The sequence below is a fragment of the Paenibacillus sp. 7523-1 genome (genome assembly GCF_002276415.1).
Classification (GTDB): Bacteria; Bacillota; Bacilli; order Paenibacillales; family Paenibacillaceae; genus Paenibacillus; species Paenibacillus illinoisensis_A.
Window position 1 is genome coordinate 156,566 of sequence record NZ_NPBR01000028.1, and the last position, 19,892, is coordinate 176,457.

Genomic DNA, 19,892 nt, shown 5'->3' on the forward strand with positions numbered 1-19,892 from the left:
TATCAACTCCGGTAAGTTGCCCTGCTCTCGGACTGCGCGTCATTATTTCAATCTACTTTATGAACACCGGGTCGCATTTATGCTGGCTTCATTCATTTCTATTTGGGGTACCGGACACTTGGAGTTAGAGGTATGCTGTGAAGGAAACATGGTTATAGAGCCGAGCTGAGTTAGATTGAAAACGAGATGAGAAAGGTGTGATGAGCATGGCACAAATTAAAGTTTTCGGTGTACGTGAGCAATTAAATCCAATGAAAGAACAGCTTGCTAGCGTGATTCATTCCGTTCTGATGGATGTCCTGGGACTGCCATAGAACAAAAAATTCCAACTTTACTTCCCCTTGGATGCGGAGGACTTTCAGTACCCGCCAGACCGATCAGCAGCATACACCATTGTTGAAATCAGCATGTTCGAAGGAAGATCTATGGAAACAAAGAAAGATTTAATCCAGCTACTAAATAAACAAATACATGAAAAACTCCTGTTGCCTGTCCATGATTTGGAGATCACCATTTTCGAGACACCACGTGCTCACTGGGGCATTCGTGGATTGCCCGGCGATGAACTTGAGTTGAACTACAACGTTGAGGTCTGAGGTATTACCTACTCCAGTTCTTTGAAGCTCCTGAGAACTTAATGCATCAACAAAAAGAGATACTCCTTGATGAGGAATATCTCTTTTTTGGGTGTATTTCATCTATGGTTCTTCTTGTGCAACTGGGGCATTATTCTGCCACGTATAACTAACCGATTTTACAGGAACGAAATAGGAGTGCTCCAGCAAATACTCGCGCACATCATCCCCCTCCACAGGAGAACGATCCGATTTTTCCACCGCTTGCATGATATCGAAGGCATAGTCCACGTACACATTACCTTCACTGTCCATGATAAATGGTAACTCCTGACCAGAATATACACTGTTCAGTGTAACCTCTGGAGTACCTGCCTGAGCGGCTTGTTTCATATCTACAGCATACAGACCGGTGTACAATTCTTCCCCGGCGGGCAGTTTGCCGTTATGTACTGATTTATACTGGTTAACCATGCGCTGTACATCATTGACCTTCTGTACCGTCTGCAAGTCCATTACTTTTACAGTGGGTGCTGTCTCTTCATTTTGAATAAGAAAGTAAGCGCTCCCACCACTTTCAAAAGCAGTACCCGGAATCTCGTCCAGATAACCTTGCTGTTTCAGCTTCGGAAGATCCACTCTGAATTTTTCATATTTTGGTGTATCCATATCCGCATTAATCATGGGCAGAATCCCCTGATCCTTCTGAAATGCCTCTACAGCACTCTGTATCCGGTTCACACTCTCCCTGTATGCTATTTTGGGGTCATCGTTCCCCTGGGAGGGATACATGCAGCCACTTACTGTAGCAACCATTAAAATGAAGAGAAGGCAGCGGACTCCCTGAATCCCGTACCTCCGCCCCGAACTAATGAAGAGTCTATTTTTGTTTTCGTTCATCCGCATCCTCCTTCAATCTGAAGAGTCCAACGGGAAAACCCATTCCAATTGAGCTCCATTCAGGCTAATTTCAGAACCAGTCGTCATTCTCCTGCTGCTGGCGTTCCAACTGCTTACGTATTGCGGCTTTGAGCGGATCCTCTGGAACATGAACAGACACGGATCCCCTCACCTTGGCCTGACAAGCAAGACGAGTTCCTGCTTCCAGCAGGGAACCCAGTTTCCTTTGTTCAGCATCTGTAGGAGGGTGCAGAGCCTGCATCTGATCACCATCTACTTTGACCTTGCACATTAGACAAGCGGCTTTTCCATCGCAACGGGTTGGAATCTTCACTCCTGCACGGCGTGCGGCACTGAGCAGGTTCACTCCCGCTTTTAGGCGGATGCTTTTATTTTGCGGTAAAAATGTAATCGTGTGCTCCATCCTCTTGCCTCCCCACCTATGAAGTCCATGTAAAACCAACCAACTCTTCTACCTCAGCGGAGAAGCGGCTTGTCCACACATTATGCTTACCCAATGAAGCCAGTAAGGGTTGATGAAGCTGTGGATCCTTACGGATTGCTTCAGCAATAGCCTCATAACGGTCAGCTCGACCTCGCAGCAGATTAAAAAGCAGCTCATGAGCAAGGGGCATCAATCTTAACGTGTAAGAACCAATTTGAGCCTGAGGCGCATGATGAATCAGCAGTTGTTCAATCTCAATCCGGTACCAGCTCTGCCTGGACCATACTTCAAACCCACCTACGAGTTCAAGTGCACACTCTCCGACTTGATAATGACTCAGCAATGAAGCGTATGGTCCTGTTCGATCTATCACTGGTTCATCCAGGGCAATTCCTGGGGCAGCATGATGCAGCCCATGTGCTGCAGCCAGATCGGCGTACACGTCAATATCTCTGGGAGCCTGCTGCAACTCGACCTGCTGCAGCAGCAGTCCACAGCTCCCCCCAAGAAGCCAAGCATAAGGTACTGTATTCCAGGCTTTTGCCGTTTCCAGCAACGCAGCGTGCAATTCCGGATAGTGTTCTGTAAGGCCCTCTGTTCCCTGTGGTCCCAACCGGCTCACCTTCCCTTCATCCGTTTTCATTGTGTCAGTTCTATGGTGTAGTTATGCGGATGTTAAGCTGCACGCAAGAATAAGATCAAGTGAGCGAAGCAATTCCGCCGAAAAAACCGATCAGCATAATCAGAAACGCGATTAATGACAGAATCCCTCGCACAAAGCCTTTGGTCTTGGCTCTCGCGAAAGTTATCAGGAATACAGACAATCCCATAATCAGAATTGCAACCAATGACAGCCACATCTTGTCCATTGCGCTCATAATCCAGCAGTCTCCCCTTCAATCCGTTATTCATCACTGACACGGTGACAATTGAAATTATTATAACACGAAATTCAGAGGACTTTTCCAAAAAAAAGACAAAAAGAAAGCCAGCCTTAGCTGACTCATCTTTTTGTCTTGCTTGCCCACGTTGTAGAAGCAAAAACGATCTATTATTTTTTCATCATCATTTTCATTAATGATTCCATGCTGTTTGGATTCAGTCCACTTTTTTTGACCGCACTTACAATATCCTGAACCGTATCTTCAGATACCGGAACTTTCGCCATGGCGGATACTTGTTTAATCAATTGGCGCAACTGAGCTTCATTTTGCATGGTGGACGGTTTTACTGTGCTCGCCAATTTCTTGACAGCACCTTCTGTAATTGTTTTGCCCGTTTTTTTATTGATCGCTTTTAGTGCATCCTTAGAAATGTTGTTACCCATTCGTCTCCCCTCCTCCGGCAATACTCATGTGTATAGTATGAGTGTACCGATGAAAAGGTGAATGAGCTTCTTGATTTCTGGTGAGTAAAGCAATGGAGAATCAGGAGTGCCACTGTTCCCATGTTTCCAGTTTCATAACTTCCATTTCGGTCTTGGGATCACGGCCCATAAGTGCCTCAACCGCATCACGCGGCTCACGATCCTGAAAGAGAACATGGTATAGTTGATCCGCAATCGGCATCTGCACCCCGTATTTCTGGGAGATAAAATAGGCTGCTTTTGTCGTACGAATGCCTTCTACGACCATTCCCATGGAATTCAGCACATCCTCCAGCTTTTGTCCTTGTCCTAGCATGGAACCGGCCCGCCAGTTCCGGCTATGTTGACTTGTCGCGGTAACGACCAAATCACCGATTCCTGCGAGGCCCGAAAACGTAAGCGGGTTTGCTCCCATCTCCACGCCAATCCGGGTGATCTCTGCCAATCCACGAGTCAAGAGAGCGGCTTTGGCATTATCTCCGAAGTCCAGGCCATCTGACATCCCTGCACCAAGTGCGATAATATTTTTAAAAGCACCTGCGAGCTCCACGCCAAGCATATCCCGATTCGTATACACACGGAAATAGGCATTCATGAATAATGCCTGAGCCGCATCTGCTGCGGCTTTATCCAGTGAAGCCACAACCACCGTTGTAGGACAGCGTTTGACCACTTCCTCCGCATGACTCGGACCCGAAAGTACAACGATATGCCCTTCTTCGCATTCAAGTTCCTCAGAGATCACCGTCGACATCCGTTTGAGGCTTTCCGTTTCAAATCCCTTGGTTGCATGGATTATTAACATGTCTGGCGTATAATACGACTTGAGTTGGTTGACTACCGAACGCATGGCTGAGGAAGGTGCAACAATCAAAACGGCCGATGCCCCTTGAACGGCATCTCCCATATTAGTCGTTGCCTGAATGCGAGGTGATAACTCTGCACCAGGTAGAAAACGACTGTTCCGATGCTGGTTGTTAATTTCGGCGGCCTGCTCTTCACCACGTGTCCACATCGTCACTTCCAGCCCATTGGCGGCCAGCACACTTGCGAGAGCGGTCCCCCAACTGCCTGCGACCAGGACGGCAACTTTTTTAGACAACGCGTTTTCCACCCCCAGGTTTATTGGCTCCTAATTTATTTTCCTGTCCTCTGGCAAGCTTCGCAATGTTGGTGCGATGTCTCCAAAAAGCAAACAGACAAATAATCAGACTTCCCCAGAATAGATTCATGGAATATCCCGGGAACACTAGGATGAAGATTGGTGTTAATGCTACAAAAATAAGAGAACCCAGCGAAACGTAACGTGTCAAAACGATGGACAGGATTGCAAAAATTCCGGCAGAAACTGCAGGAACAAATGCAAGAGTGGCGAGTACGCCAATTGCTGTTGCAATTCCTTTTCCCCCACGGAATCGGAAGTAGAGCGGCCAGTTATGTCCTGCAATCGCTGCTATACCACAAATTGCAGGAATCCACTCGGAGCCGTCACTGAGCCACACTCCAATCCATACAGCCGCAATACCTTTAAGGACATCCAACAGCAGCACAAGAATAGCCGGTCCTTTACCCAATATTCGCAATGTATTGGTAGCGCCTGCGTTTCCGCTGCCATGCTGACGAATGTCGATCCCCCGTATTGCCTTTGCAAGGAGGACACTAAAGCTGATTGAACCGAGCAAATAGCTCAGTACAATCGCTGCGATTGGTAAAATCACAAACTTCTCCCCTAACCTTCGTCGGACTTCCTCCGAGTAAATATGCGAATTGGCGTACCTTCAAAATCAAACGCTCCGCGGATTTTATTCTCCAGGTAACGCTCATAAGAGAAGTGCATCAATTCCGGATCGTTTACAAAAATAACCATGGTCGGCGGTTTTACAGCAACCTGTGTCACGTAGTTAATCCGCATTCTGCGTCCTTTGTCTGTAGGCGGTGGATTAATAGCCACTGCATCAGATACAACATCATTAAGCAAATGCGTCTGAACACGCATAGCATGCTGGTGAGCTACACGAGTTACCACAGGTAGCAATTTTTGTAAGCGTTGTTTTGTTTTGGCTGACAAAAAGACTACGGGAGCATAAGTCATAAACAGGAAGTGATCCCGAATTTTTTTCTCAAACTCATTCATCGTTTTATCTGTTTTATCCACCACGTCCCATTTATTCACAACGAATAGGGAAGCTTTACCCGCTTCAAATGCATAACCTGCAATGTGCTTGTCCTGTTCAATGATGCCTTCCTCGCCGTTAATAACGACCAAAACAACATCAGCACGTTCAATGGCACGCATGGCACGCATAACACTGTATTTCTCGGTAGTTTCATACACTTTACCACGTTTACGCATACCTGCTGTATCAATAAGCACATAACGCTGCCCATCCTTTTCGAACGGGGTATCAATGGCATCGCGTGTCGTTCCGGCTACATCGCTTACGATTACGCGTTCCTCACCCAAGATGGCATTCACCAATGAAGATTTACCAACGTTTGGACGTCCGATTAGAGCAACACGAATGACGTCTTCATCGTATGTTTCTTCTTCAAGTTCAGGCAATTTTTCAACAATCGCATCCAGCAAATCACCAATACCCGTACCATGACTTCCGGATACACCGATCGGATCTCCAAATCCAAATCCGTAAAACTCGTAAATGAGCTCACTGCGCCCAATATTATCCACTTTGTTAACGGCTACAACTATGGGCTTGCCTGAGCGGTACAACATCTCTGCGACTTCTTCGTCAGATTGCGTAATTCCTGCTTTTGCATCACACATGAATACAATAACATCCGCTTCTTCAATGGCGAGCTCTGCCTGCATCCGAATTGATTTAAGAATGACATCCTCGCCGTCGATTTCGATACCACCTGTATCGATAATACTGAATGGTTTACCGTTCCATTCACCGATTCCGTAGATCCGGTCACGGGTAATGCCCGGCTTGTCTTCCACAATGGCCAGTCTGTCGCCGATAATCCGATTAAAAATAGTGGATTTACCCACGTTCGGTCGCCCGACAATTGCCACAACGGGTCTTGCCATACATTCCACTCCTCCTGTCCATACTTACGTTACTCATCATAGCAAAAAACACATGTCTTGGCTAACCTTTCATGCCAAGAATGCTCACAATAACAACAATCGGCGAACCCGCTGGGGCTCGCCGATCTTGCTTTTATTGTTCAGCAAAATATGCAGTATAACTTAGAACCATGCATGAATAACTTATTTGAATTTGCTGAGTTTGTCACCGAAACGTTCGCCGAGTGTGATGCTCATACCTTGATTGCTCAAGGAAACGTTCGGGTTGTTGATTTCTTCACGAGGAGCGTTGTTTCTAGCAGGTCTTTCAGCTTTTGGCGCTTGGGCAGGAGCTTCTTCTGTTTCTTTGATGCTCAGGCTTACACGTTGCTCAGCAGGGTTCATGTCGAGAATCTTAACTTGAACTTCCTGACCTTCTTTCAACACTTCGTGAGGAGTGCCGATGTGTTTGTGGGAAATTTGTGAAATGTGCACAAGTCCCTCAACACCAGGAGCGATTTCAACGAAAGCACCGAAATCAACTAGACGTTTAACAACACCTGTTACGATATCGCTAGTGTTGAATTTCTCGCCAGCTGTTTCCCATGGTCCTGGTTGAACAGCTTTCATGCTCAGGCTGATTTTGCCTTTTTCAGGGTCAACTTTCAGCACTTTAACGCTAACTTTGTCACCTTCGGAAAGGACATCGGATGGTTTGTCCACATGCGTCCAAGCGAGCTCAGAAACGTGAACCAGACCGTCAACTCCGCCTACATCAACGAATGCTCCGAATTGAGTCAAACGTTGTACTGTACCTTCGATAACTTGGCCTTCTTGCAGACCAGCCATAACCTCAGCTTTGTTAGCTTCGAATTCTTGCTCCAGAACGTCTTTTTGGGAAAGGATCACTTTGTTGTTCTCACGATCGATCTCTTTCACTTTAACGCGCAGTGTGCGTCCTTTGTAGTCGCTGAAGTCTTCTACGAAATGGCGCTCAACCATGGAAGCCGGAATAAATCCGCGTACGCCCACGTCTGCTACCAGACCGCCTTTTACCACATCAGCTACAACAACTTCGAATACATCTTGATCTTCAAAGTGCTTTTGCAATTGATCCCAAGCGTTTTCGCTGTCGATTGCACGTTTGGACAGAACGAGTTTTTCTTTCTCGTCGTCGATGCTAAGAACTTTAGCTTCAACTTCTTGTCCAACTTCTACTGCATCAGACGCGCTGTCAACATGCAATGAGGACAGTTCGCGAATTGGAATTACACCGTCATATTTATATCCAATGCTCACATAGGCTTGGTTATCTTCCAATTTGACGATGGTTCCTTTTACAGTATCTCCTTTTTTCAAGGAAACGAATTGATCCAACTCATCTTGGGTTGCTTCTTGATTTTTCATTTCTTCCGACATGTCAAATACCCTCCTCAATTCAAAAACCCCATTATATTCAAACCTGCCTGTAGCAGAGTTCAAAACACTTTCAACGCTGAATGGCTCGGATTAGTTTCCCTCAAAAATATGGAAATAATGCATTCAGACTTTCGGTGAAGAGCAAATTATTTGCTCGGTACACCTGTTTTCACCATCTCATTAATTTTGGACATAATCTTTTCAGTTGCTCTTTCCAGTGCATCACCAGAAGGATCTTCCTTAAACTCGTCCAAATTCACCGGTGCTCCATACACCACTTTCATCTTACGAAATAGCTTGTAGTTGCCGATAATAGCAGTAGGGATAACGGTAGCACCACTCCGAAGAGCAAAGCTCGCTGCACCTTTTTTGCCGATGCCTCCATCGTTGTGCCGACTCCCGGAAGGGAAAATGCCGAGCACTTCACCATTGCGCAAAATGTTTAGTGAAGTTTTGATGGATTCCTTGCTAACGCCTCCACGCTTAACGGGAAACGCGCCCACAGCCTTAATGATCTTCCCAAGTACCGGAACATCAAACAATTCACTTTTGGCCATGAAGCGTACCTGCCGGCGAAGTTTAATACCTACCGTTGGAGGATCAAAGTTACTGATATGATTGGAACATAAAAGTACGCCGCCCTCTTGGGGGATATTCTCCCGTCCAACTGCTTCCAGGCGGAAAAGAATGGTGTAAATGATCCGCAGTACTGTGCTGCAAAATGTGTAAATCATAGACCAACCTCTCCTCTGACCATTGTGCAATAAGATACGATTTTGTCAACCACTTCATGAATACTCATCTTGGTTGTATCAAGAACAGTTGCGTCCTCAGCACAGCGAAGTGGGGATATTTCCCGCTCTTCATCCAATTTGTCACGTGTGGCTATGTCTCGCTCTAATTGCTTCAACGTCAGTCCTTCAGAGGGGTCCAGTTCTTTGAAGCGGCGAAGTGCGCGCTCTTCCACACTGGCAGTCATGAAGATTTTCACTTCCGCATCGGGCAATACTGTCGTTCCGATATCGCGTCCATCCATGACGACGCCCTTGCGCAAAGCCATTTGCCGCTGAGTATCCACTAATTGCGAACGCAGCCCCTCGATTTGCGCATATCGGGACACGATCCCCGTAACTTCACGGGAGCGGATTTCCGAGGTTACATCTTCCCCGTTACAGAACACTTTCTGTCCGCCCGGGTCCGGCTGTAAATCAATGACCAGTTTGTGGGCTTCTTGAAGTACCTCTGATACATTATCCGGAGAAATCCCTTTCCGAATCATGTGTAGGGTTACCGCACGGTACATTGCGCCAGTATCGACGTAAATATAACCGAGCGCCTCTGCAACCAATCGGGCCACGGTACTTTTCCCGGCACCAGCAGGTCCGTCAATTGCAACGTTCATCTTCCCGTTCTCTGATGTGTTCTGGCTTGCCAACGGGGCATTCCTCCTCAAACGATAAGCCTCAATAAAAAAACAGGCATTGCCTGCATCGTGAAAATTATACCACACTATACACATGGATGCAAAAACAGCCAATTCATTGATGTTCCCTTTTCGTTGAAAGCTCCATATGAATTGGTGTCCCCTCCATTCGGTCTATCCGGGTCACATTTTGTTTGAAATATGGAACCTGAAGCAGCAATTGATATACCACCAACAACAAGAATAAAACGGCAATAAGCTGAAAAAGTCTTCTTTCCATTCGTTTGGAGAACACGTAATACAGTCGCTCATATCTTCGGGATATACGTCGGTGATTCATACCCAAGCACCTCCGTTTTTCCCCTTACGTTTCCCGCCATATTTCCTTTTTATTCAAAAAATCCGCCCTTACTTCGTACGATAATCCAGCTGCCGTTCAAAGCAGAACTTAATGATTTTTTGCCGCTCCGAGTCTGTGATCTGGGTAAATTTCAACATGCAGAGCTGTCTTCCAGACTCGAGGGTTTTAATGCGAACCACTTCAGCCTCGAAAGCCACATGTTCAATCGTAGAATTCCGATAGGGAACGAGCAGCCAGCAATTCAACTTTTGCCCTTCCGCAATCGGGAAATTTGGTTCTCCATATATAGACAACCCCCCGCCACCTATATCCTCGGTCAATCCCACCGCACGAGTCAGATCTTCTGCTTGAATGGCTAGTTCAAGATTCGCATGAACACGCAGGAAGCTGCGTCGTTGTATTTTTGAGATATCATCAGGCAGCGGTTTGCGTATACGCACAAGCCTTACCACATCTTCTTCAAATCCGGTCACGTACGTATTGAAATAATGTCTGACGCCATCCTCAGTGATATAAGAGATGGACAGTTCTTCGCCGAAATACAATCTTTTCAAACGACTGCTACCTTGCTGCATCGGTACTTCAATCAAAAAACTGTGATCATCCATGTCTGCTATACGGGATTTGTATTCCTTGCTCTCTTCTTTTTCATCTGCTGAGGCAATTTGGATGTGTAAAATTTCATTAATTTTCGGATACAAGCTCTTCACCGCCACCTTACTATTCATCATCGTATGTACAAGGACTATTATACCATGACCTTTCTCATAGCGGATAACAAAAAACAGACCACGAGGTGGTCTGTTTGGTAAAATTATTGTCTGTCGTTTTCCCTTTAAATTCTAGGAAGTCGCATTCACAGGTTTAATTTCTTCAACTGCTTCTTCGACCCCTGTATTAGCGTTGATATAAATTCGGTATTTCGTCCCGTTGATGCGTCCGCCGAATTCATAACATAATACTTCCTTGCTGTAATCATTCTCAATTAATGACTTACGTGCATAGCTCTCCTCAAATTCAGGATTAAGCTTTTTGCGAGCTTGTGCTTCGGTAAGAGTCGCTTTTGGTATTTGCCGTTGTTTTTGATGCTCATAGACATAATCACTTGCCTGGAAGCCAGTAACGTCTCCTGTATCCAGACCGACGCGTACAGACATTTTCTCCGGATAAAGCAGGGTATCCCCTTGTTTGCGAACATACGTTAAGTTTGCCAAGTTACCATACTCATCGTAGTTTACTGCTTTCATATCTTTGTAGCCCTTATTGACGAGAAATTGATCCGCTTTGGCCATGGCATCTGAACGTGAGACCTTTTTCGCGCCAATCGGTCTAGTATCGCTGTAGGAAATCAGCATGCCCCCATTGCGGGTAAAATCCATCATCAACTTGCTTTCTTTGCCTTGATTGATTGTAGCGGTATAGGACTCCCAATCCGTACCTTTACCATTCTCCTGAACCTGGATCTTGCTGCTGTCTGCATTCGAGAATTTCGCAGCTTTACTTTGAATTTGTTCTTTTGATACAGGAATACCATCAAGCTTTTTGACTGAACGTTTTGCATAAATGCTGGATACCGAAGGGCCCCAATCCAGTTCAGGATACTCCTGTACTTTTTTGTTCACCGTGCGAAATCCATCGACAATGGTGTTATCCATCGTTTCTTCTTCTGTCGCCATAGCCGTTTCGGCATCCATCCAGCGCAAGCGGTCAGAAAGCACTTTTTGCTGGACTTCCTGTAGGTTTTTAGTGATTTCGGAGGAATTTTGGTACAGCCTTTTCAGGTTGCCCACTTCCTTCTCACTTAGTGGTTCATTGGTTAAATCACGCATGGATGCCTGATAAGCAAAGTTTGAGATTCGAGAAAGAAATTCCTCCGTCTCGTTAAAAGGCAGCATGGTTAGTGGCAGTTGGTTAATCTCATTTTGCGCCTCGCTGGTAAGCCGCCACACATTCATCAGACCTTTACGGTGCATGCCCTGGGAAGTGGAGTTCACCGCCAGTGTATTACCGATTTCAGAGTGCAGCTTGTCCATATGGAAAGACAAATCATGAAACGCACGCTGATACTGATTCTCCGCTTTGATCAAGATCGCATTTTTCTCCTGGTTCTCCTGGTATCCCCAAACAAGGGCACCGATCAGCAATACTGCAAATATCGGAAACATGACTGAACTTAAACGTTTATACATCGGTAGAGTCTCCTTTCATCTGAACCACTATCTATATTGTGGATCGAAGAAAGTCCTCTTATGCATCGGTTTTCCAGCCGGCACAATGTTTGACTCTTTACGAGCTATTTAATTCATTTGAATCCAAGACGTACCGCCATCTTCTTCAATCTCAAATTGATCTCGATTATCACACAGACACTGCTTGAATCCGGTCTCAATTCGCCCTCTTTCTTTTTTGCCGCGCAGCGTAAACCGCTCTCCGCACTGTTTGCATCTGATTTTTATTTTTATCCTCATTACGCTGTCCCCGTTTCTGTTGTTCATTCCCCGGAGATTCTTTAGGTCGAAAACAAAAAAACACACCGGGGCATCAGGCGCAGTACGCGCTCCATGTCCACCAGTGTGTCCGTATTTCTATAATTTAACCTCTTCCTCCCGTTTCACAAATCGAAAAGGAGAGCGGTTATTAGCCCGCGTAATTTTGCCCATGGCCCCATACCACAATCCCGCCATTAGCGGTGCTATGAACCACAGCCAGTAGTTTACCATCGTGTTCATGATGACATCGTACAGTGCATGCCAGAAAAATGGAAGCAACAGCGATAGCATCAGGAACCAACGTTTCTTCTTGCCATCCGTAAACTTGGCCCTACCCATGTAATACCCCATAATTACCGCAAACATGGCGTGTCCTGACACAGGAAGTAATGCACGGAGAAACATGGCTGAGACGGAGGCATTCCCCGCAAATGCATACAATACATTCTCCACCGTTGCAAAACCAAGCGAAACAGCAACAGCGTAAAGAATACCGTCATATGGCTCATCAAACTCCGTGTGATTATAAATGATGTGGTATAACACAAACCATTTAACAAATTCCTCAACCCCGCCCGAAATGAGAATGGACTCAACGTAGGGGTTATCTCCGAGCCATAACATCATACCTCGCTGAATAATCATCACAGGCAACACCATCAAAATACCCATAACGAATACTCTCAGTACCATATGAAGCGGCTCGGAATCATAACGGTCTTTCAGATAAAAATATGTTAACAAGGCGAGACCCGGAGCTACTGCTGCAGCTAAAACCGAAAACAAAAGCACCGAAATTCCCTCCTCTGACTAAGACGCGTTTGCAATTGAATTTAATCCTGGCGTTTGAAATGGGTGCAGATCACTTCAATGGCCTGTTCAGGCATAATAACTTTACCGTACTCTTCCATTACCGCTGGCGTAACCGAAGAACCCTCACCAAATTCAGCAAGCAATGCTATTAAGGCAGCATGTTTGGTGCTATCGACTTCGTCCGGTTCCAGATGCAGGAACCACTTATCTTTATAGGAATAAAGTCTTCCCGCATTCGTTACATGTTGACGCAACATATGTGCAGCCTCAATCAAGATTTCAAAATCCTTAAAAGCATATACAATGGAATCGCTCTGCTCCAGTGTAACTTCCATCTCGTATACTTCTTCAGGCAGATCATCCTCATGGCCGGAACCATATTGTTGCGGATCATATTTCCCACGCGTAACAATGACCACCATTCCTTGAGCGGGAAGTGCGAATACTTCGACAGCAAGCGGACCTGTAGCATCGAACCCAAGTTCGGAATATGCCTGATCCATCATTTCAGTGAACAGTTCATGAACTTTAGGTATTTCCTGCCACATATCTTCTTTTTGTATTCCGCGCTCGCTCAGATCGTCAAAGGTCAGGAAAATCCGTATCTTATCGTGACTTAATCGTTCTATTTTCATACAGGATCTCCCCTTTATAAGCAAGTCTTATAACAGATTATGAAGCACAAAACAATATGTGCTGAAAATAAATCTATGTAGTTATGTTATCATTTTATACCTGCAAATGCACGAAGTAAAATCGACAAAAAAAGAATCAATCCACATCAAACAAGACTGTGGTTGATTCTATTCCAGTAGTTTTGGTTTATAAACCGGGTACTGTTGTGTTTGTTTGACTCAAAATTTGCTCAACTTCATGTTTAACATCCGGATTGGTGCGAATAAAATCTTTGAGCATGTTCATGTTTTCTTCTTTTTCCTGCGGGGTAATGGCTCTTGCTGTTTTTTTCAATGCACTTTTGTGGGATTCACCATGCTCATTATTCTTAGGGCTGAATCCATCCATGCCTGGAAAAGTCATTTCCATCATCTTGTGCTTGGCTTGACCCATCATGTTGCCGGACGAGAGTGAAGACAACATGGGAATTTTGCCCTTGGACAGATATGAACTGGCAGCAACACCAACTACAATCCCCCAAAAAAAGGATGACGCCTTCATTACACCAACCTCCTCTTATGTTAAGATCACAACTAGTGTTTGCGGAAGCACGACATCTCATTCCGCATAAATACAGGAAAGTGAGTTGAAATTATGTTGAAAACGACTGCCGCTATCCTTTTTGCCGCATGTCTCCTGTTGTCAGCATGTGGGGAGCAGGATACACCTACTACCGAAAACACCGCTCCTGAAAATGAAACGGTCTCCTCTGCACCAAGTGAAGAAAGCAACACTTCAAACGCAGTGGAAGATGGCCTACCTTCGTCTCAAGACAGCCTAGAGCAAACACAAGAACAAGAAACAGAACAAGAAACAACTGAGGATAAAAAAGAACAACACATTGAGAAAACGTATCATATGAATGAAAATTATTACATCAAACCCAATGATGAAAAGGGTGAGAAGAAGGTCGTTCTTCTGACATTCGATGACGGCCCTAAGGAAGCAGAAATGATTAATGGATTAATTGATACACTTGACAAACATGATGCCAAAGCCATATTTTTCGTTAATGGATATCGTGTCAAAAGCCATCCGGAATTGCTAAAGCTGATTTACGAGCGTGAGCAAATCATTGGTAACCATGCTTGGGACCACGAGGATCTCAAAAAAATGTCCGCTTCAGAGGCTGCCAAGCAGGTAACGGATGTTCAACACATCGTCAAAGAAACCATTGGTGTGGAGCCTGAATTCTTCCGCCCTCCCTTTGGTTCTGGTAATGACGCTTTGAAAGAAACCGTCAAACAAAATGGCATGTTATACATGACTTGGTCCAACGGTTCGCTGGACTGGGACAAGAGTACTCAGAACAAACCCGATAAAGTCGTTCAGAATGTGCTTGATCAGTTAAATCCCGGAAGCAATATATTGATGCATGAACTTCCTTGGACTGTAGAGGCCCTAGATGATTTGTTAACGAAGCTGGAGAACAAGGGATATTCTTTTGTTGACCCTCGTTCGATAGAGCTTCAAGCCAGGTGAGGATATAGATAAACAGCCCTGATCCATATAGATCAAGGCTGTTTTATTTTATTTTCATCGATTTTAGAGTAATCTTGTGCATCTCAGCTGGACAGCATAACCTGAGCGGCAAATGATTCGTTCCATAACCTCTGCTGACCAGCATTTTCCCATCCGGATCATCGTTCATTCGTTTCAAGGTGTACCATCCGTTTGACACATTCCGGTAAGCTTGGTTAAGGAAAATCGGTCCAAGAAACGGGATCACGAGTTGTCCCCCGTGTGTATGCCCACTTAAGATAAGATCAGCATAATCATGAACACTCTTCGCTTGAAGCGGATCGTGAACTAATACAATTACGCAATCATTTCGGTCCTTTTCCGTTAGGTGATTGCTAAGTTCACGAGACCGATAATCCGCTCCGGCCAGCTTTATGCTGGAATCCCTCTTTTGAAGAGGCACAACCTGATCCTGCAGAAGCCGAACCCCGGTTTCCTCAAAAATCCGGGCCAACTGAGCTGTTCCCGCATGTTTGTCATGGTTTCCATAAACTGCATAAGCAGGACCGATATTGGTCAGTAGTTGCATATTACGTCTGACGATGGACCATGAAATCCCCTTCTCCGCCACATCTCCACCTATCAGAACCCAGTCCACCTGGCCCAATAATGGCTTAATGTCCTCCTGCCTCAATCTCCTCTTATGAAGGTCTGATACATACAAAATGACGCTTCCATCAAACGAAAGGGGTAAGGCGTTTATTTCAACATCATCCTCCACGACCCGGTAAAGGTGCGCTTCACGCCACATATGAACGATCAATATGAAAACCACCATAAACACAGATGCGAACCAGACCATCATTACCAAGGCCAAGGAAGAAATGTGTTTAGTGGCGGAGCCCCTTTTATGCCCCACCAGACCAGGCTGATCGTGAGTAAAACAAAAATAATGATGAGTGAGTTGACAAACCGTTTACTTAACCGCAATCGGCGAGAAGGATGAAGCTCAGTCCGGGTAGGAAGTGAGCCTGCTTCAGTGACCGTTTCATCGGTCGCTTTTTGCGGAGTTTTGGAACGTGCCGGAGCCCGGCTGGGGAGCACCGGGCTTTCCAGTGCTGATACATACGACTTGCGTTGTGATCTTGGTACGGATACGGTGGACAATGAAGCCCCCGCCCCCTCCAGTGCTGCAGCCGGTTCAGCAACCAAATTCACTTGAGGAGCCGTAGGCCGCTCGGTCTTCTCTGTTTTGTCCGAGTGGCGGTGGCGCTGACTGCCATATGTCTTCATTCTGCTTAATTGCTGGTTCATGATCCCCTCCGAAAACGTATCGCTAATCCGGACACCAAATCAATAATAAAGTGACATAATATCGGCGCCCACAATGTGCCGGATTGCAAATAAATCCAACCCAATCCATAGCTAGAAACAAAAACCCAACCTGTAGGAATCCAGTGGCGAAGATATCGAATATGAATTACTGCAAACAGTATGCTAGTCCAGTAAGGGCCAATGGCATGCTGTATGGCTCCGCGAAACAATAATTCTTCACAAATAGCGACAATAGCTGCTATACATACGATATGCCAGATGGGGCGTGACCTGAACAGCATATCATTGATTCCTCCGTCATCCATGCTTTCCTGAGGAATGACATAAGACAGGATCAAATCCATGACGAGCATAATGCCGGCAAGACCAAGCCCCCACCAGATAAAATGAAAACTTTCGGGCCAAGCAAGCACGTCGAACAGATTTCGCTTCTGCAATAAAATCCACACAACTCCAATGATCAGAGTTAAACCTTGTGTAAAGTATAGATTAATCAGAAGCAAGCGCTCGGTAAGCTGCTGCGGTTCAGCCTTCTGAATCTTGAACTTGGAAAACTTTGATTTTTTCATTGCCTGCGTCTGTCCTCTTACTAGATATTTGATGGATAACCTACTTGGCTGCCCAATCGGATAGTATACTAAATGATAGCCAAAAATCCAAATTGGTTCAAGACCTGCCTCAAGTCCTGGTTCCCTATCCTTTGTTACCCGAATTTCACTCTCATCGTAACGTCTGATTTGATTTTTTAAATCTTGAATTTTATACGACTTTCAGTTATATGATTTAGGCATCTTTCATAGTAAACTCGCTGATAAATGAACCTAATCCCAGTCATCTGCATTAAAACATTTATGCCTATTGACATGGTCATGTTAGCCATGATACATTATGAAAAAATTAGTCACGTTAAACACGATGATGGAAAAAAGATGTTGCTTTGTTCTTACAGAGAGCCGATGGATGGTGCAAATCGGTGGCAGGCAATGAATCTTGAGCGTTCCTGAGTTATTGCATTGAAATTAGAGTAGGTGCAATCGGTTTAGAGCCGTTATCCTCTTCGGTCTTTATTGACCGTGAAGACTGTCGTTGCGAAGCGGCAGTGAATTAGGGTGGTACCACGACAACTCTCGTCCCTTATTGCGCAAGCAGTATGTGGATTGAGAGTTTTTTGATTTATTTTTAGGAATATACGTGGGTCCACTCTATTATTACACCCCTCTCCTCTGCTGCGACACCGCGTTGTTGGGCGGAAGGATGAACCCGGTTTTAAGGAACACCTCATTGTAGAGGTAAGTCCTTGACGATATAGATACACATACTAAGGAGGAAGAAACCATGTACAAAGTGTTAGTATCGGACCCAATCAGTGATCTGGGTATTCAGCAACTGGTGGATGCAAATGATGTTGTAGTTGAGAAAAATACCGGTCTTAGTGAAGATGAGCTTGTAGCCATTATTGGTAATTATGACGCCCTTCTCGTTCGAAGCCAAACTCGAGTTACAGATCGTATTATGGCTGCTGGAACCAATCTCAAAGTCATTGGCCGTGCAGGGGTTGGGGTGGATAACATTGACCTGGAGGCTGCCACTCAACGCGGTATCATCGTTATTAATGCGCCTGATGGTAATACCATCACGACATGTGAGCATACATTTGCCATGATGATGGCATTGGCACGTCACATCCCACAGGCTTACGCCAAAACCATTCAAGGTACATGGGATCGCAAGACCTTCCTGGGTGTGGAACTCAGAAATAAAACTCTGGGCGTACTCGGAATGGGACGAATCGGCAGTGAGGTTGCCAAACGCGCAAAAGCCTTTGGTATGGATATTCTCGCATATGACCCGTTTCTTACCCAAGAACGTGCTGAGAAACTTCAAGTTAAACTGGCCAGCGTGGATGACATCATTCGTAATGCCGACTTCATGACGGTACACACTCCATTGACACCTGAAACTCGTCACATGATCTCCCGTGCACAATTTGAAATCATGAAAAAGGGTATGCGCATTATCAACTGTGCTCGTGGCGGAGTCATTGATGAAATGGCTCTTGTGGAAGCGATCGATGAAGGTATTGTTGCAGGTGCTGCATTTGACGTGTTTGAAAGCGAGCCACCAGCACAGGATCATCCTTTCCTGAACCACCCAAGTATCATCGTTACGCCTCACCTGGGTGCATCCACCGTGGAAGCACAAGAAAATGTAGCGATTGATGTATCTGAGCAGGTACTTCATATTTTGCGGAATGAACCGTTCAAAAATGCTGTGAACATGCCAGCTGTTGCACCAACAGTAATGAACAAACTCCAGCCGTACTTTAAGCTTGGTGAAACACTGGGCAGCTTTGCAGCCCAAATTACACAAAATGCAGTGCAAGAGATTCGAATTGACTATGCAGGTGACCTTTCAGAAGTAGATACGTCGCCACTCACTCGTTACATTGTTAAAGGCATTCTCGCAAGACATCTGGGCGGAGAAGCAAATATCGTTAACTCCATGCATCTGGCCAAAACCCGCGATCTGAATGTAGTTGTAAGCCAAACATCCACAACTAAAGGGTTTACTAACCTCATCACAGTTACGTTGGTAACGACACAGGAAGCAGAGGAACGCCGTGTAGCCGGTACGCTGCTTGCTGGTTACGGAGAACGGATCGTACGCCTGGACAAATTCCCGGTTGATATCGCTCCAGAAAGTCACCAAATTTTGATCTCCCATAACGATAAGCCAGGTATCATCGGACGGGTAGGTACGCTGCTTGGTCAAAATGATGTCAACATTGCCTCCATGCAAGTGGGACGGAAAATTATCGGCGGTGCTGCAATCATGATTCTGACTGTGGATAAAGCAGTTCCAAAAGATGTCCTTGTCCAGCTTACAGGTCTGCCTGAGCTTAATACAGCTGTTGAAATTGTTCTTGAATAGATGCCACATCGTGCATAGATAGTCAAAAGAGACGATCCCAGAAGGGTTCGTCTCTTTTTTCTACTTTAGCTTAATCGAATAATGTTAAGTGTTGCACCCGGAGGTGACAGTACTGCTGTTGCAACCAAACCAAACAACTGCAGTTGAATGGTTGATCCAGCTGTGACGGTTACTATAAAGTCGGTTGCTAACTGGCTAAGTGAAAGTACTGGCGAGATTACACTTGGTGGAACTACAGCACCATTCAGCAGTATACGAGATTGGACAGCGAGCGCTGCAGTAAGATTGATTTTGTAACTAATATAATAACGTCCTGCCGTAGCGAGAGTAAACGTATCACTGGTTCCATTCACGGTAATTCCGGTACCAATGTTTTGATTATTAGGCAGAGCTACAGCCGTTCCGCCCAAAAGAACAAGAATTGTACCACTTGTATTCTCTGCATAAGAAGATGCTGCTGTAACTGAAGTTCCTGTTGCACCTGTGGCACCAGTTGCCCCAGTGGTACCGACACCCGTCTCTCCTGTTGCGCCTGTTGCACCTGTAAGTCCCGTTGCACCTGTTACCCCAGTAGCTCCTGTTGCACCACTACTTCCCGTTATGCCAACTCCAGTGGCTCCCGTTATACCGGTTTCTCCTGTTACACCGGTTGTTCCTGTCGCTCCGGT

The 19,892-nt window shown here is 45.5% G+C and carries 24 protein-coding genes, 1 pseudogene and 1 other annotated feature; of the genes and pseudogenes, 3 read left to right on the forward strand and 22 right to left on the reverse strand.

All coding sequences use genetic code 11. The features are described 5' to 3' along the window. Window positions 1-329: 329 nt before the first annotated feature. Window positions 330-596, forward strand: a pseudogene (locus CHH60_RS26575) (tautomerase family protein); the annotation flags it as partial. A 102-nt stretch (window positions 597-698) separates the two neighbouring features. On the opposite strand, the gene CHH60_RS26580 reads toward CHH60_RS26575, so the two are convergent. From CHH60_RS26580 to CHH60_RS26660, 18 genes are all read right to left on the reverse strand, one after another. Then, window positions 699-1,475, reverse strand: coding sequence for a DUF3939 domain-containing protein (locus tag CHH60_RS26580; protein WP_255248095.1), 777 nt, complete (start codon window positions 1,473-1,475; stop codon window positions 699-701). Between the two features lie 70 nt (window positions 1,476-1,545). Beyond that, entirely contained in the window at window positions 1,546-1,899 is a 354-nt protein-coding gene (locus CHH60_RS26585; RefSeq protein WP_095361936.1) for a 2Fe-2S iron-sulfur cluster-binding protein, read from the reverse strand. Window positions 1,900-1,915: 16 nt separating this feature from the next. Then, a complete protein-coding gene (locus tag CHH60_RS26590) occupies window positions 1,916-2,542 on the reverse strand; it encodes a hypothetical protein (protein ID WP_255248096.1) in 627 nt (208 codons plus the stop codon). A gap of 76 nt (window positions 2,543-2,618) precedes the next feature. Next, complete coding sequence (locus CHH60_RS26595) at window positions 2,619-2,798, reverse strand: DUF2768 family protein (protein ID WP_095292896.1); 180 nt, start codon at window positions 2,796-2,798, stop codon at window positions 2,619-2,621. Window positions 2,799-2,971: 173 nt separating this feature from the next. Then, complete coding sequence (locus CHH60_RS26600; protein ID WP_056696692.1) at window positions 2,972-3,247, reverse strand: stage VI sporulation protein F; 276 nt, start codon at window positions 3,245-3,247, stop codon at window positions 2,972-2,974. A 100-nt stretch (window positions 3,248-3,347) separates the two neighbouring features. Continuing rightward, window positions 3,348-4,388 carry an NAD(P)H-dependent glycerol-3-phosphate dehydrogenase gene (locus CHH60_RS26605; protein ID WP_095361938.1) on the reverse strand — a complete coding sequence of 347 codons (1,041 nt, stop codon included), beginning with the start codon at window positions 4,386-4,388 and terminating at the stop codon, window positions 3,348-3,350. Continuing rightward, window positions 4,381-5,004, reverse strand: coding sequence for a glycerol-3-phosphate 1-O-acyltransferase PlsY (gene plsY, locus CHH60_RS26610; protein WP_095292899.1), 624 nt, complete (start codon window positions 5,002-5,004; stop codon window positions 4,381-4,383). Before plsY ends, CHH60_RS26605 begins: the two co-directional genes overlap by 8 nt. Window positions 5,005-5,015: 11 nt before the next feature. After that, entirely contained in the window at window positions 5,016-6,338 is a 1,323-nt protein-coding gene (gene der / locus CHH60_RS26615) for a ribosome biogenesis GTPase Der (RefSeq protein ID WP_095361939.1), read from the reverse strand. Between the two features lie 183 nt (window positions 6,339-6,521). Further along, the gene (gene rpsA / locus CHH60_RS26620; protein WP_095292903.1) at window positions 6,522-7,736 is read right to left on the reverse strand and encodes a 30S ribosomal protein S1; all 1,215 of its coding nucleotides are present in this window, start codon (window positions 7,734-7,736) and stop codon (window positions 6,522-6,524) included. Between the two features lie 146 nt (window positions 7,737-7,882). Then, window positions 7,883-8,470, reverse strand: coding sequence for a lysophospholipid acyltransferase family protein (locus tag CHH60_RS26625; protein WP_095292905.1), 588 nt, complete (start codon window positions 8,468-8,470; stop codon window positions 7,883-7,885). Next, on the reverse strand, window positions 8,467-9,171 hold the full coding sequence (gene cmk / locus CHH60_RS26630) for a (d)CMP kinase (protein ID WP_095361940.1): 705 nt from the start codon (window positions 9,169-9,171) through the stop codon (window positions 8,467-8,469). The genes CHH60_RS26625 and cmk overlap by 4 nt, the downstream gene beginning before the upstream one ends. A 103-nt stretch (window positions 9,172-9,274) precedes the next feature. After that, window positions 9,275-9,499: a hypothetical protein gene (locus CHH60_RS26635; protein WP_095361941.1), complete on the reverse strand. Its 225-nt coding sequence runs from the start codon at window positions 9,497-9,499 to the stop codon at window positions 9,275-9,277. Window positions 9,500-9,567: 68 nt separating this feature from the next. After that, window positions 9,568-10,221: a flagellar brake protein gene (locus tag CHH60_RS26640; RefSeq protein WP_095292911.1), complete on the reverse strand. Its 654-nt coding sequence runs from the start codon at window positions 10,219-10,221 to the stop codon at window positions 9,568-9,570. Between the two features lie 141 nt (window positions 10,222-10,362). Then, a complete protein-coding gene (ypeB, locus tag CHH60_RS26645; RefSeq protein ID WP_095361942.1) occupies window positions 10,363-11,709 on the reverse strand; it encodes a germination protein YpeB in 1,347 nt (448 codons plus the stop codon). Between the two features lie 108 nt (window positions 11,710-11,817). Next, entirely contained in the window at window positions 11,818-11,988 is a 171-nt protein-coding gene (locus tag CHH60_RS30005; protein WP_164764345.1) for a hypothetical protein, read from the reverse strand. Window positions 11,989-12,105: 117 nt separating this feature from the next. After that, window positions 12,106-12,801 (reverse strand): glutamic-type intramembrane protease PrsW, encoded by a 696-nt coding sequence (gene prsW / locus CHH60_RS26650; RefSeq protein WP_095361943.1) that lies wholly within the window; start codon window positions 12,799-12,801, stop codon window positions 12,106-12,108. Between the two features lie 41 nt (window positions 12,802-12,842). After that, complete coding sequence (locus CHH60_RS26655; protein WP_095361944.1) at window positions 12,843-13,457, reverse strand: genetic competence negative regulator; 615 nt, start codon at window positions 13,455-13,457, stop codon at window positions 12,843-12,845. Between the two features lie 187 nt (window positions 13,458-13,644). Next, window positions 13,645-13,998, reverse strand: a complete 354-nt coding sequence (locus tag CHH60_RS26660) for a hypothetical protein (RefSeq protein WP_095361945.1) — start codon at window positions 13,996-13,998, stop codon at window positions 13,645-13,647. 93 nt (window positions 13,999-14,091) lie between these two features. On the opposite strand from CHH60_RS26660, the gene CHH60_RS26665 reads away from it, so the two are divergent. Next, window positions 14,092-14,979, forward strand: a complete 888-nt coding sequence (locus CHH60_RS26665; RefSeq protein WP_095361946.1) for a polysaccharide deacetylase family protein — start codon at window positions 14,092-14,094, stop codon at window positions 14,977-14,979. Window positions 14,980-15,022: 43 nt separating this feature from the next. On the opposite strand, the gene CHH60_RS26670 is transcribed toward CHH60_RS26665, so the two are convergent. Genes CHH60_RS26670 through CHH60_RS26680 form a run of 3 tightly spaced genes read right to left on the reverse strand, consistent with a single transcriptional unit; the run spans window position 15,023 to window position 16,862 of the window. Then, window positions 15,023-15,781 (reverse strand): metallophosphoesterase, encoded by a 759-nt coding sequence (locus CHH60_RS26670; RefSeq protein WP_176476220.1) that lies wholly within the window; start codon window positions 15,779-15,781, stop codon window positions 15,023-15,025. A 41-nt stretch (window positions 15,782-15,822) separates the two neighbouring features. Continuing rightward, on the reverse strand, window positions 15,823-16,272 hold the full coding sequence (locus CHH60_RS26675) for a hypothetical protein (RefSeq protein WP_095361948.1): 450 nt from the start codon (window positions 16,270-16,272) through the stop codon (window positions 15,823-15,825). Beyond that, window positions 16,269-16,862, reverse strand: coding sequence for a type II CAAX endopeptidase family protein (locus tag CHH60_RS26680; RefSeq protein WP_095361949.1), 594 nt, complete (start codon window positions 16,860-16,862; stop codon window positions 16,269-16,271). Before CHH60_RS26680 ends, CHH60_RS26675 begins: the two co-directional genes overlap by 4 nt. A gap of 337 nt (window positions 16,863-17,199) precedes the next feature. After that, window positions 17,200-17,431, forward strand: a binding site (T-box leader). Between the two features lie 197 nt (window positions 17,432-17,628). Here CHH60_RS26680 and serA point away from each other — a divergent pair. Beyond that, window positions 17,629-19,224, forward strand: a complete 1,596-nt coding sequence (serA, locus tag CHH60_RS26685) for a phosphoglycerate dehydrogenase (protein WP_095292930.1) — start codon at window positions 17,629-17,631, stop codon at window positions 19,222-19,224. Window positions 19,225-19,289: 65 nt separating this feature from the next. Here serA and CHH60_RS30010 read toward each other — a convergent pair. Beyond that, the coding region (locus CHH60_RS30010; protein ID WP_176476221.1) for a BclA C-terminal domain-containing protein at window positions 19,290-19,892 on the reverse strand (603 nt) is incomplete at its 5' end.

Coding starts and splice junctions, on each gene's coding strand:
- CHH60_RS26580 (WP_255248095.1), bottom strand. CDS start 1,475: ATGAACGAAAACAAAAATAGACTCTTCATTAGTTCGGGGCGGAGGTAC.
- CHH60_RS26585 (WP_095361936.1), bottom strand. CDS start 1,899: ATGGAGCACACGATTACATTTTTACCGCAAAATAAAAGCATCCGCCTA.
- CHH60_RS26595 (WP_095292896.1), bottom strand. CDS start 2,798: ATGAGCGCAATGGACAAGATGTGGCTGTCATTGGTTGCAATTCTGATT.
- CHH60_RS26600 (WP_056696692.1), bottom strand. CDS start 3,247: ATGGGTAACAACATTTCTAAGGATGCACTAAAAGCGATCAATAAAAAA.
- der (WP_095361939.1), bottom strand. CDS start 6,338: ATGGCAAGACCCGTTGTGGCAATTGTCGGGCGACCGAACGTGGGTAAA.
- rpsA (WP_095292903.1), bottom strand. CDS start 7,736: ATGTCGGAAGAAATGAAAAATCAAGAAGCAACCCAAGATGAGTTGGAT.
- CHH60_RS26625 (WP_095292905.1), bottom strand. CDS start 8,470: ATGATTTACACATTTTGCAGCACAGTACTGCGGATCATTTACACCATT.
- CHH60_RS26635 (WP_095361941.1), bottom strand. CDS start 9,499: ATGAATCACCGACGTATATCCCGAAGATATGAGCGACTGTATTACGTG.
- ypeB (WP_095361942.1), bottom strand. CDS start 11,709: ATGTATAAACGTTTAAGTTCAGTCATGTTTCCGATATTTGCAGTATTG.
- CHH60_RS30005 (WP_164764345.1), bottom strand. CDS start 11,988: ATGAGGATAAAAATAAAAATCAGATGCAAACAGTGCGGAGAGCGGTTT.
- CHH60_RS26655 (WP_095361944.1), bottom strand. CDS start 13,457: ATGAAAATAGAACGATTAAGTCACGATAAGATACGGATTTTCCTGACC.
- CHH60_RS26660 (WP_095361945.1), bottom strand. CDS start 13,998: ATGAAGGCGTCATCCTTTTTTTGGGGGATTGTAGTTGGTGTTGCTGCC.
- CHH60_RS26665 (WP_095361946.1), top strand. CDS start 14,092: ATGTTGAAAACGACTGCCGCTATCCTTTTTGCCGCATGTCTCCTGTTG.
- CHH60_RS26675 (WP_095361948.1), bottom strand. CDS start 16,272: ATGAACCAGCAATTAAGCAGAATGAAGACATATGGCAGTCAGCGCCAC.
- CHH60_RS26680 (WP_095361949.1), bottom strand. CDS start 16,862: ATGAAAAAATCAAAGTTTTCCAAGTTCAAGATTCAGAAGGCTGAACCG.
- serA (WP_095292930.1), top strand. CDS start 17,629: ATGTACAAAGTGTTAGTATCGGACCCAATCAGTGATCTGGGTATTCAG.